Here is an 11,282-nt window from a genome sequence, read left to right as displayed (position 1 = left end):
AGCCGTACGTGTCCCCGGAGATGACCGCCGCCCTGGACCGGCTGCACGTCCACCCGTGGATCGCCGCCGCAGCCCACGACGGCACCGGCTTGCAGATCCGGCTGCGGCCCGAAGCCACCGCGGTCCGGCCCGGCCTGGGGCCGCTGGTACGCGAATACCTGGATCACTGGGCCGAGGTGTACGACTACACGTACGCGGCGGGAGCGGGCAACGGTGACACCCTGGCGGGATGGCGCGCCTCCGACACCGGGGAGCCGCTGCCCGTCGCGCACATGACCGAATGGGTCGAGCGCACCGTCGAACTGGTGCTCGCCACGCGGCCACGGCACGTCCTGGAGCTGGGCTGCGGAACCGGGCTGCTCGCCGACCGGCTGTACCCGCACCTGGCCGGCTATGTCGGCACCGACGTCGCTGAGGACATGGTGCGCCGGCACGAGCAGCGGGCCAGGCCGGGGCAGGTCTTCGTCAGCGCCGGCGCACACGAGTCGAGTTCCGAGCAGGTGCGGCGGGCCCTCGACCGGGCCGGTGTCCCCACCGTCGGACCGGACTGCGTCCTCGTCAACTCCGTCACGCAGTGCTTCCCCGATGTCGCCTATCTCAGCCGGGTGGTGCAGGACGCGGTCCGGCTCGTCGCACCCGGCGGCGTGGTGATCGTGGGCGACAACCGGCACGCCGGTCTGCTGGACGCCTACTGCCGCTGGCTGGAACGCGCCGCCGACCCGGAGGCGACCGACTCCGTGATCACCGAGCGCGCCCGAGCCCGAGCCGACCGCGACGACGAACTCAACTTCGACCCCGCCGTACTCGCCCGCGCCGCGATGGGCAGCGGCCGCGACGTGCGCATCGCCGCCTACCCGAAGACCATGACCGCCGACACCGAGTTGACCCGCTACCGCTTCGACGCGGTCCTCCACGTCGAAGCGGCCGACGCCTGCGTCCCGCCCGCCGCCCATAACTGGGCCGGAATGGACGATGCCCGCGCGATGATCGCCGAGGGCCGGCCGATCCGCATCGGCGGCATCCCCAACCGGCTGCTGGTGAACGCCGCCGACGCCGTCACCGCTCACCAGCTGCGCACCGCTCTGGCCGGAGCCGACGTCGCGGTGGTGCTGGACCAGTCCGATCCTGCCGCTCTCGCGCTCGTCGCTCCCGCGGCCGCTGCCTTCACCTCGGTCGCTTCCGCGCCCGGCCGCGCCCATGAGCCGTTCACCGCCTTCGTACGCCGCCGCGTCGGCGAGGCCACGCGGGCGATGCTCCGGCAGGCGGGCGCCAATACGCGGGGACTGCGGCTCACCGTCGACCGTGGCGTTCCGGCCGATCGCATCGCGGCCGCTGCCGCCCGTGCGGTCGACCCGCACGACGCCGAGCGTCTGCCGGTCTTTCTCCAGGAGCTCGACCGCATCGCCCGGCTGCCCATGGCCGACACCCTTGCCGGCGCGGACCTGTGCACCGGACCGTCCGGCGACGACGAGGAGAAGATCGCGGCCGCGCTGGCCATCGCGCCGAGACATCAATGGATCATGCGCCGCTGGCTCGCGGTTCTCGTTGATGCCGGCATGCTCAGCACCGACGGTCACCGCTACCACGATCTGCGTGCACCGGGACGGACGGCTCTGGTCGCGACCGTCGACGGCATCGACGACGCTCGCCGGGGCCTGCACTACCCGCCCGAACTCACCCGGTTCTTCCAGACCGCGGTGCAGTACCTCCCCGCACTGTTGCGTGACGAGGTCAGCCTGCAGGCGCTGCTGTTCGCAGACGGCGAGACCGGCACCGCCGAAGGCGCCTACCGGGACAACGCCGTCAACCGTTACGTCAACGCCGCCACGGCCGAAGCGTTGCGCTGGGCAGCGCAATGGCGTCCCGCCGACCGGCCGCTACGGGTTCTGGAAGTGGGGGCCGGGGTCGGCGGCACCACCGTGGACGTCCTCGACGCGCTGCGCGAGACTCCCCTGGACTACCTGTTCACCGATGTCTCGGCGTTCTTCCTCACCGACGCCCGGCGCCGGTTCGCCGACCACGCCGGCCTACGGTACGGGCGGTTCGACATCAACACGGACATCCTCGCGCAGGACGTCGGCGAGGGCACACTCGATGTCGTGCTCGCCGCCAACGTGCTGCACAACGCCGTCGACATCGCCGCAACCCTGCGCGGTTTCCGGCGCCTGCTGCAGCCCGGTGGTGTGCTCCTGTTCGTGGAGACCACGCGCGAGATGCACCAGATCCTGACGTCCATGCAGTTCCTGATGTCGGCCCGGCCGGGCGGGCAGCGGCCGGGTGACCGGGACAGGCGGGCGGGAACCGGCCAGATCTTCCTCGACGAGACGCAGTGGCGGGCCGAGCTGGACGACGCCGGCTTCAGCCAGATCGTCTCCGTTCCCGGCCCGGACCATCCGTTGCATCCGGTCGGCGTCCAGCTCTTCGCCGCCACCACCTGAGTACGACCTGCGCGCCAGTCAGCGAGAGGGCAGGGCCAGCTCGCTGACCCAGGGGTCGCCCGCCAACTCTCTGGCGACCGTTTGGGGGTTCAATGCCTCCGAGGCATAGTGCGCGCCGGGTGCGACGGCACCGGCGGCCACCTCGCGTGCCGCGATGGCCGCCACCACCCCGCTGAGCGGGTACGAGTCCGGTGTCCTCAGCAGCACCCGACGAGGCACCAGGCCGGACCCGGCCGGCGGACGGGCGTACGCCAAAACCGCGTAGTGATGTCCGTGGTCCTCGACATCGCGCCGCGCCGCCTGCACGATCGCGGCCGCGTGCGCCTCCGGCGACTCGTCGTCGTCAGCCCACGCGGTCGCGAAGGCCCGCGGCAGGTTGTCCGTCGCGTACACGGTGTAGTTGCGCAGTTCGGGGAGCCCGGCCGCTGACGCCAGACCGATCATCTCGGTGGAGAGGAACGGTACGGCGTGCACCCGCCCGTGGAAGCCGGGCAGCGTGATGGAACGCAGCGGCGCCAGGCTGTGCTGCGCCACCTGTCCGTCGCGCCACACCGCCAGCGCGTGCCCGAACTTCGGCCCCCGGGTCAGCAGCGCGTCCACTGCGGAGGCCGCGCTGATCTCCACCGACCCGCCGACATACACGTCGAGGCGGGCCACCGGGCTGCCGTCCAGCAGCAGCCGTGGCAGGAGCCCGGAGAGGCCGGGCATCAGCCCGGCGGAGAAGACAGCCGCGTGCTGCGAAAGACCGGCCGGTGGATCCTGGGTGAGAGCCTCCACCGCCACCAAGTCACCCGCCGCGTCCACGTAGCCCGCACCTGCTGACAGGGCAGCCCGAGCGACCCGGTCGAGAATCCGGTACGACGGCCCGGCACAGTTGAGCACCACCGAGCAGCCCGCACAGAACGCCTCGAGCGAGGCGTCATCGAACAGGTCGACGCGCACAGCAGTCGATCCGTTCGCCTCGGCGACCTCGCCGGCCCGGTCGAGATCACGCCCACCGACCCGGACGGGGAGCCCGAAGCCACGCAGCCGTTCGACGGCGGTCCGGCCGACCGTGCCGGCACCACCGAGCACGCCGACGGAGCCCGTCATCGCGCGGCACCCGCGCGGCTAACCGCGGCCAGCCCGGCCACCGTGGGGTCGGCGAGGAAGTCGCGCACCGGCACGGTGACTCCCGCCTCCTTGGCCAGCCGGGCCAGGGCCCGTACGGCGAGCAGGGAGTCGCCGCCGAGATCGAAGAAGCTGGCGCTGCGGTCGAGCACCGGCGTGTCCAGCAGTTCTTCCCACAGCATGGCGATCGTCTGCTCGAGTTCGGTCGCGGGCGGGCCGTCGGCGGCACCGGGACGGTCGTCGGCGTACTGCCCCAGCCGCAGGCCGGTCCGGTCGCTGTCCGGCTCCGTGGGTAGGTCGACCGGCCGGTCCCAGCCCTCGCCGTCGGCGAGGCTGCCGACCAGCGCCACCAGTTCGGCGTAGGCGGCGTCCACCTGCGCGGCGTCGAACAGCTCTTCCACCAGCGAGAACACGATGGCCAGTGATCCCCGTAGCTCGTAGAACCGGGCTTCCAGCGCCACCTGGGGGGTACGCAGCTGATGGAAGAAGTCGTCCATGCCCAGCTCGCCCAACGGCCCGGCGGCGTCGGGCTGCTGAGCGCCCATGGCGGCGTCCATGCCGAGCGTGCTCTGGAACACCACCGGGGCGACCGGCCGATGGGTGCCGCGCCGCCGGCCGAGCTCCCGGGACACCTCGACACCGGTCACCAGTGCGTGCCCGGAATACTCGGTGAACCGCCGTTGTGCCTGGGTGACCAGTTGCGTGAACGTCGAGCCGGGTGCGAGTTCGGTGGGCAGCAGCATGGTCGAGGCGAAGGCCCCGAAGACGCGATGCACGTCGGGATGCAGCGGCAGCCGGTTGAGCTGCAGGGAGTTCAGCAGGAGGCGGTGGTGGCCGGCCCACCGGGCGATGGTGATCGCGAAGGCGGTGAACATCGCGGTCGACGGGGTGACGTCGTGCGCGGCGCACCGGTCGCGCAGCGCGGCCCAGCGGCCGGGCGACAGGTACTGCTCCCGGTTGGCCATCGTCGTGGTACGGACCTCCCGGGGGTCGGCTGCCAGGGGCAGCGCCGGGGGCTGCGGCAGGGTGTCCAGGCGCGACCACCACCAGTCGCGGTCGCCGGCCCAGGCATCACTCTGGGGGAGGGCCTGCACCGACGCGACGTAGTCGTCGAAGTCCATGTCCAGCGGGGCGGGCACGGCGTTCCAGTCGGCGCTCAGTTCGAGCAGTTCCCGGTTGAGCAGCGTGGCGGACCATCCGTCGAACAACAGCAGGCTCATGTTCGTGTGGAGCCGGCCCCTGCCGTCGGGCAGCAGTGTCAGCCGGACGTCGAGTCCGGGACTGTGGGTCGGGTCGGGCCCGTTCGCGATCATTTCCGCGCGCAGCCGGGCCAGACTCTCGGACGCTGTCTCGATCGATGCGTTGCGCAGGTCGTACACCTGCGGCTCGGGGACGGCCGCGGGGGCGTCGAGCGGCAGGATGTGCTGCATGCCGTCGGAGGTGACCCGGGCCCGCAGCATCGGCTGGTGCTCGGCGAGGCGCCGCAGGGCGTCGGCGAGGGCTTCAGCGGCCTCGTCGCTGTCCATGTTTCGCAACGCGACATCGCTGTAGAAGTGCGCGGACTCGTACGACAGCTCCCAGCCGCCCTGCTGGCCGACGAAGTATCCCTGTTGCAGGGGAAGTAGCGCGAACGGGCTCGCCTTGTCGGCACGCCGCCGCAGGTCGACCGGCAACGCCCGGGCCGCGGTGCCGCCGGCTGACCTTCTGCGTACGAGCCCGGCCAGCTCCGACACCGTCGACTCGGCGCCCACATCGGCCAGCGCGAGCACCACGCCCAGGCGTTTGCGGATGAGTGCGGCCATGCGGACCGCCAGGACCGAGTCTCCGCCCAGACGCAGGAACGACACCTCGGGCTCGATGGTGCGCGAGGGCACGCCGAGCAGTTCCGACCAGATTTCGGTGAGGGCCGGGACGGGATCGCCCTGGGGGGCGAAGGTGCCGAGTGACATCGAAAGGCTCCTTGTGGGGGTGCGTATTGGGCGGGCACGGAGACAGGACGTAGCGTACACCGGTATGAATGTCATTTTCGATAGCGTGGATGATGTGGACGGTGGTCGGTGATCACGTCCCTGGTCCCGGTATCAGTGGCGGTGGTGGAACAGTTCGAGGACATCCTGGGCGAAGAGCCGTTCCCCGGCGAGGAGGACCTGATCGCCGGTGCGCTCGACAGTCGGCGACGGGAGTTCGTCACAGCCCGCCGCTGTGCCCGGCAGGCCCTGGAACAACTGGGGCATGCGGCCGCACCGCTCACATCGGGGCCGTGCCGTGAGCCGCTCTGGCCGCCCGTCATCGTGGGTAGCATCACGCACTGCTCCGGCTACCGGGCGGCTGCGGTGGCCCCACGGACCGACCTGGCGGGACTCGGTATCGACGCCGAACCGCACGCCTCGCTGCCTGGCGACGTCGAGGAGTCGGTGACAGGCCCCGCCGAACGGGCGCGTCTGCGGGAACTGGAGGTCGCCGTCCCGCGGGTGCACTGGGGTCGCGTCCTGTTCAGCGCTAAGGAGATCAAGGAAGGCGCGGGCGAGGTTGCTCCGCACCTCACCCCACCCACGCTGCTGCGCCCGCCGAGCGGCCAACGCCTTGTCGTACGCCGCCCTGAGCTCCTCGTCGGTGGCGCCGTGGCGCTGCTCGTCCTCGTCAAGGGAATCCACGAACTCGTCGGCGTCGTCCTCGCCACGCACGACCCAGTCCCAGATCTCGTTCTCAATCTCCCCACGGCCCGGATCCGCGATCCGCTCGGCCAGGAACCGCACGCCTTCAGGGCGATCGTTGTAGATCCAACCAGTCACGGCGACGATCCTTTAGCCACCTACGACAGCCTGAGACGGATCAGGAGCCGGGCCGGCGGTAGCGGACCCGGGGCCGGCCGTCAGCCGCCGTGTCGACGTCCGCCCGCACCCGGTATGCCTGCGCGATCCGGTCTGCGGTGAGCACCTCGGCGGGCGCACCCGCCGCGACCACTCGGCCGGCGTGCAACAGCACCAGCCGGTCGCAGTACTGTGCGGCCAGGTTGAGATCGTGCAGGGTCACCACGACGGTGGTCGCCGACTCCGAGAGGAACTGCAACAGGTCCAGCTGGTGCCGGATGTCCAGGTGGTTCGTCGGCTCGTCGAGCAGCAGCAGGTCCGGCTCCTGAACCAGGGCGCGGGCCAGGTCCACTCGCTGCCGCTCCCCACCTGACAGGGTGGACCAGCGCCGCTGCTCGAACCCGGCCAGACCGGCCTCGGCGAGCGCGTGCCGGGCCAGGGCCACATCGGCAGCGGCGACACCGGCGAGACGTGGGCGGTACGGGATTCGGCCCAACAGGACCACCTCCAGGGCGGACATCTCCACGTCGGTGACCGCCTGCTGGGTGACCACCGCGATCCGCCGGGACAGTGCGCGCCGAGACAGCGTGCTCAACGCGACGTCGTCGAGGAGCACCAGCCCGGAGTCGGGTCGCGCCAGCCCGGCCAGCAGCCGCAGCAGGCTCGACTTGCCTGAGCCGTTCGGCCCGAGCAGTCCGACCGTGGCACCCGGCTCGGCGGTGAGTGCCACCTCGGCCAGAATCCGCACGCCGGCTACGCCCCATCCGATCTGGTCCGCGCGCAGCAGAGCCGGACGCGGGCCCGTGACGTGCCCGCGGCCGTCCCGGCCGTCTCGGGTTGCCCGCCCGCCGCCGGTGGGCTCCCAGCCGGTCACGGCGTAGCCGTCCGGCGCAGCATGACCAGGGCGAACACCGGCACGCCGAGCAGTGCGGTGAGCACACCCACCGGCAGTTCCTGCGGCGAGAACACGGTCCGCGCCGCAGTGTCCGCCCAGATCAGGAAGGTCGCGCCGGTGACCGCGCAGGCGGGTAGCAGCGTGCGGTGCCCGGAACCGATCATGAACCGTACCGCGTGCGGCACCGTCAATCCGACGAACCCGATCGCCCCGCTCGCCGCGACCAGCGTGGCCGCCACCAACGCGGTGACGCCGAACAGCAGCAGCCGGGTTCGCCCGGTGGAGAAGCCGAGCGATCGTGCGGTGTCGGTGCCGAACGCGAAGGCGTCCAGCGCCGTCGCGGCGGCCCAACAGACCAGCAGGCCAACGCCGGTCACCACGGCGCACAGCGCCACCGCCGGCCATGAGGCCGCGGTCAGCGAACCGAGCAGCCAGAATGTCACGCTGCGGGTGTCCTGGGTGTGCGCGTCGGAGATCACGATCAGGCTGGTCACCGCATTGAACAGCTGTGAGACGGCCACCCCGGCGAGCACGATGCGGGTCGGCTCGACGGCTCGTCGACCTGCCAGCAGCAGCACCGCGCCGAACGCGGCCAGGCTGCCGGCGAACGCGCCGGTGGCCAGGCCGACGGGGCTTGCGCCGACGTGGATTCCGAGCACCAGCACCGCCACCGCGCCGGTGGAGGCGCCGGAGGAGACGCCGAGCAGGAACGGGTCGGCCAGCGGGTTACGGGTCAGCGCCTGCAGCACCGCGCCGCACACGGCCAGGCCGGCACCGACCAACGCGGCCAGCAGCACCCGGGGCAGCCGCAGGTCCCACACGATGCTGTCCGGCAGCGGCAGCAGCGGGCGGGCCGGCAGGCCCAGATGGGTGCCCACGGAACGCAGTACGTCGGCGGCGGAGAGATCGGCCGAGCCCACGGCGACCGCTGCCGCGATGCTGGTGAGCAACAGGAACACGGCCAGCGGCAGGACGTACCGGCCACCCGGGCGCCAGGTGCCGGCAGGGGTGAACGAGGCTCGCCTCGCCCCGGCACCGGAATCGGGTGCCGGGGCGAGGGATGGTGCGACCGGTGGGCTCATCGGCGGGCGAACACCACGTAGTCGTCGAGGTACTGCCAGACAGTGCCGACCTCGGCGAAGCCTGCCGTACGCAGTGCCGCGAGGTGAAACTCCAGCGGGGCCAGGGCCTGCGGCGGCCGGTCGGCGAACCGCCGTTCCCGCTCGGCGGCCAGTCCCGCCAGTTCCGGATGACGGGCCGCCTCGGCGTACCAGTCGGAGTAGTTGAGCGCGCCGGCGGCGAACGTCTCCTCTTGCACTCGCTCGTCGTGCCGGCGGGCGATGTCGCTCAGCGTGGGAGCCGACCCGTCGTACCGGAGGTGGTCCGCGTTCAGCAGCACACCACCGGCCGGCAGCAGCCGAGCGGCGGCGGTGTAGACGCGCAGCAGCTGTGCCGGTGAGAGCCAGTGCAGCGCGGTCGAGCTGAGTACGGCGTCGATCCTCCTCCCGGCCAGCGCCTTCTCCCAGTCCTCGGTCGCCAGGTCCACGTCGCGCACCTCGGCCCGGGAGCCGTACCGATCGAGCGCACCCTGGGCTACCGTCAGCAGCATCGGGTCGTAGTCGACCGCGACAGCGGCGGCCTGCGGGAAGCCGGCCAGTACCCGGTCGCTGATCGCGCCGGGACCGCAGGCCAGGTCCAGGATCGTCAGGTCGTCCGGGCAGTGCAGCCGCAGCACGTCGAACATCGCCTCGAACCGCAGGTCACGGTGGGCCACGTACGCGGACTGCTGGTTGTCCCAGAGCTGGAGCAGGCGCCGGGCGGCCGCCTGATCCAGCGCCCCGGCGGCCCGCACGCCGGCGTCGGCGGTATCCCGCGCGGTCATCGGACGAACCCGCGCAGGCCCGCGGCGACCAGTTCGGCCGCCTCGACGCTGCGGATCGACGGATCCATCGACGATCCGGACACCGTGATGATCCGTCCGCCGGCCACCGCGTCCAGCTTGGACGTTACCGGGTTGCGGCGCAGAAAGTCGATCTTCGACTGGGCGCTGTCGCCGTCGCCGCCCCGGGTCAGGTCGGCCACCACGATCACATCCGGGTTGCGTCTGGCGATCTCCTCCCAGTTGCCGGCGGGCCACTTCTGGCTGACATCGGTGAACGCGTTGCGAGCTCCGAGAAGCGAGCTGACCGCGTCCGGTACGCCTCCGTGCCCGGCCACGTACGGAGTGGTGGTGCCGGAGTAGTACCAGAGCAGGGAGGGGCCTGAGCCTGGCTGTCCGGTAGCGCTCGGCACAGCCGTGTGGACCCGCTGCCCGGCGGTGTCCAGCCGGCCCTGCTGTTCGCGGATCAGCTTCTCACCCCGCTCCGGTACGTCGAAGACGGTCGCGATGTCGCGGATCTCGCTGAAGATCCTGTCGAAGCTCACCGTCGGGACCGCGTCCGCCGCGTTCTCGCAGGCGAACGGGGAGAGGTACGCGGGCACGCCGAGCTTGACCAGGTCGGCGCGGGAGCCGGCGGCGTCCGGGGCGTATGCGGACGAGTAGGTCGAGTAGACGAAGTCCGGGTTCGCCGCTCGGACCGCTTCCCGCGACGGGTACAGCTTGGCCAGTACCGGCACCTGTTCGTACGCCGACCGCAACTGGGGCAGCACCGGGTCGGTCTGGTAGCTGGTGCCGACCATCCGGTCGGCGAGACCGAGGCTGAGCGTGATCTCGGTGGCGTTCTGTTCCAGCGTTATCGAACGCTTGGGCGGCGCGCCGATGCCGAGGGGAAGCCCGCAGTTGGTCAGCTGGACCGGGCTGGCCGGACCGGTCGGACCGCTCGGTGTGGCGGCCTCGCTACCGGAACAGCCGGTGGCGGCCAACACCACACACAGCCCAGCGGTAATAAAAACCGTTTTCATGACCGGGAAGAGTAGCAGTGGCTCGTCGAGGAATCCGCAGGTAGGGGCATCGACGTACACGGAAGCACCTTGCGAACGGCACGGCGCCGTGGCCAGTTCGTCCCGGTGCTGGCCGGTATCCGGGTGCCCAGGCCCGACGGTGGCAGCCGCGTACCCGTCCGGATCGGGTGCTGGCGGACAAGGCCTACAGTTCGCGGGCCAACCGTGAGTACCTGCGTCGTCGGGGTATCAAGGCGACCATTCCGATCAAGGTCGACCAGGCGGCCAGCCGGCGGAAGAGGGGTTCCAAGGGCGGCCGGCCGCCGGTGTTTGACCCGGTGACCTACCAGCAGCGTCACGCGGTGGAGTTGGCATCAACCGGCTTAAGAGGTCCTAACAAAGTCGTACGACGTGTCGGTACGTGATGATGCAGGTGGCAAGGCCGAGGAAGGCTTCGTGGATGTCGTCGCGGCGTTCCCACCGGATGCGTAGCCGTCGCATGCCGTGGTACCAGGCGATCGTCCGTTCGACCACCCACCGGAACACACCGAGACCGGAGCCGTGGGGTTGGCCACGGCGGGCGATGCGCGGGCGGATGCCCTTGCCGCGTACCGCCTTGCGGTACTTGTCGTGGTCGTACGCGCGGTCGCCGAAGACCTAATCCGGGCGCCGGCGGGGCCGGCCGCGCCGGCCGCGTACTGGTGGGATCTTGTCGATCAGCGGGAGCAGTTCGGTGACGTCATGGCGGTTGCCGCCGGTCAGCGACACGGCCAGGGGGATGCCGGCGCCCTCGGTCAGGACGTGGTGCTTCGAGCCCGGGCGGGCGCGGTCGACCGGGCTCGGGCCGCTTTTGGGCCACGTCGGGCGGCCCGCACGTGTGAGGAATCGATCACGGCGCGGGACCAGTCCAGCTTGCCGGCCGCCTGCAGTTCGGCCAGCAGCAGCTCGTGCAGCCGCTGCCACACCCCGGCCCGGTTCCACTCCTCCAAGCGCCGCCAGCAGGTCATCCCCGAGCCGAACCCAAGCTGTTGGGGCAGGAACTCCCACTGGATGCCGCTGGAGCGCCAGCCGTCCAATCGGGACAGTCACTGGTCGACGCGGTCGATGGCGAAGGAGACCGGGCTGTCGCAGACCGCGGTGTCGCGGATC

8 protein-coding genes and 2 pseudogenes are annotated in these 11,282 nt (G+C 71.4%); 3 read left to right on the top strand and 7 right to left on the bottom strand.

Annotated elements, in window-relative coordinates; genetic code table 11:
• Positions 1-8: 8 nt before the first annotated feature.
• Entirely contained in the window at positions 9-2,438 is a 2,430-nt protein-coding gene (locus tag ACZ6Q9_RS30670; protein ID WP_396830739.1) for a methyltransferase, read from the top strand.
• A gap of 18 nt (positions 2,439-2,456) precedes the next feature.
• Here ACZ6Q9_RS30670 and ACZ6Q9_RS30665 read toward each other — a convergent pair whose 3' ends face one another.
• Together ACZ6Q9_RS30665 and ACZ6Q9_RS30660 are read right to left on the bottom strand one after the other, a co-directional pair.
• On the bottom strand, positions 2,457-3,530 hold the full coding sequence (locus tag ACZ6Q9_RS30665; RefSeq protein WP_396830741.1) for a saccharopine dehydrogenase NADP-binding domain-containing protein: 1,074 nt from the start codon (positions 3,528-3,530) through the stop codon (positions 2,457-2,459).
• Positions 3,527-5,497, bottom strand: a complete 1,971-nt coding sequence (locus ACZ6Q9_RS30660; protein ID WP_396830743.1) for a phosphopantetheine-binding protein — start codon at positions 5,495-5,497, stop codon at positions 3,527-3,529. Before ACZ6Q9_RS30660 ends, ACZ6Q9_RS30665 begins: the two co-directional genes overlap by 4 nt.
• Positions 5,498-5,605: 108 nt before the next feature.
• Between ACZ6Q9_RS30660 and ACZ6Q9_RS30655 the strand changes: the two genes are divergently transcribed.
• Entirely contained in the window at positions 5,606-6,481 is an 876-nt protein-coding gene (locus ACZ6Q9_RS30655; protein WP_466021455.1) for a 4'-phosphopantetheinyl transferase family protein, read from the top strand.
• Here ACZ6Q9_RS30655 and ACZ6Q9_RS30650 read toward each other — a convergent pair.
• The 4 genes from ACZ6Q9_RS30650 to ACZ6Q9_RS30635 all read right to left on the bottom strand — a co-directional run bounded on the left by ACZ6Q9_RS30650 (position 6,381) and on the right by ACZ6Q9_RS30635 (position 10,214).
• Positions 6,381-7,106 carry an ABC transporter ATP-binding protein gene (locus ACZ6Q9_RS30650; protein ID WP_357703070.1) on the bottom strand — a complete coding sequence of 242 codons (726 nt, stop codon included), beginning with the start codon at positions 7,104-7,106 and terminating at the stop codon, positions 6,381-6,383. The two genes, ACZ6Q9_RS30655 and ACZ6Q9_RS30650, sit on opposite strands and share 101 nt — an antisense overlap.
• 122 nt (positions 7,107-7,228) lie before the next feature.
• A complete protein-coding gene (locus ACZ6Q9_RS30645; protein ID WP_396830744.1) occupies positions 7,229-8,335 on the bottom strand; it encodes a FecCD family ABC transporter permease in 1,107 nt (368 codons plus the stop codon).
• The gene (locus ACZ6Q9_RS30640) at positions 8,332-9,135 is read right to left on the bottom strand and encodes a class I SAM-dependent methyltransferase (RefSeq protein WP_393269678.1); all 804 of its coding nucleotides are present in this window, start codon (positions 9,133-9,135) and stop codon (positions 8,332-8,334) included. The genes ACZ6Q9_RS30645 and ACZ6Q9_RS30640 overlap by 4 nt, the downstream gene beginning before the upstream one ends.
• Positions 9,132-10,214, bottom strand: a complete 1,083-nt coding sequence (locus ACZ6Q9_RS30635) for an ABC transporter substrate-binding protein (RefSeq protein ID WP_396830745.1) — start codon at positions 10,212-10,214, stop codon at positions 9,132-9,134. The genes ACZ6Q9_RS30640 and ACZ6Q9_RS30635 overlap by 4 nt, the downstream gene beginning before the upstream one ends.
• Positions 10,215-10,247: 33 nt before the next feature.
• Between ACZ6Q9_RS30635 and ACZ6Q9_RS30630 the strand changes: the two are divergent.
• Positions 10,248-10,501, top strand: a pseudogene (locus ACZ6Q9_RS30630) (IS5 family transposase); the annotation flags it as partial.
• 25 nt (positions 10,502-10,526) lie between these two features.
• On the opposite strand, the pseudogene ACZ6Q9_RS30625 reads toward ACZ6Q9_RS30630, so the two are convergent.
• Positions 10,527-11,191 (bottom strand): annotated as a pseudogene (locus ACZ6Q9_RS30625) (IS5 family transposase); the annotation flags it as partial.
• Between the last annotated feature and the right edge of the window lie 91 nt (positions 11,192-11,282).

The organism is Micromonospora sp. NPDC049139 (assembly GCF_055586845.1).
Note: the sequence above shows the minus strand (reverse complement) of the source record. Positions and strands in the feature narration are given on the sequence as shown.

What these genes read in the sequence shown, in the direction of transcription:
- ACZ6Q9_RS30665 (WP_396830741.1), bottom strand. Translation starts at nt 3,530, where the DNA reads ATGACGGGCTCCGTCGGCGTGCTCGGTGGTGCCGGCACGGTCGGCCGG.
- ACZ6Q9_RS30640 (WP_393269678.1), bottom strand. Translation starts at nt 9,135, where the DNA reads ATGACCGCGCGGGATACCGCCGACGCCGGCGTGCGGGCCGCCGGGGCG.
- ACZ6Q9_RS30645 (WP_396830744.1), bottom strand. Translation starts at nt 8,335, where the DNA reads ATGAGCCCACCGGTCGCACCATCCCTCGCCCCGGCACCCGATTCCGGT.
- ACZ6Q9_RS30660 (WP_396830743.1), bottom strand. Translation starts at nt 5,497, where the DNA reads ATGTCACTCGGCACCTTCGCCCCCCAGGGCGATCCCGTCCCGGCCCTC.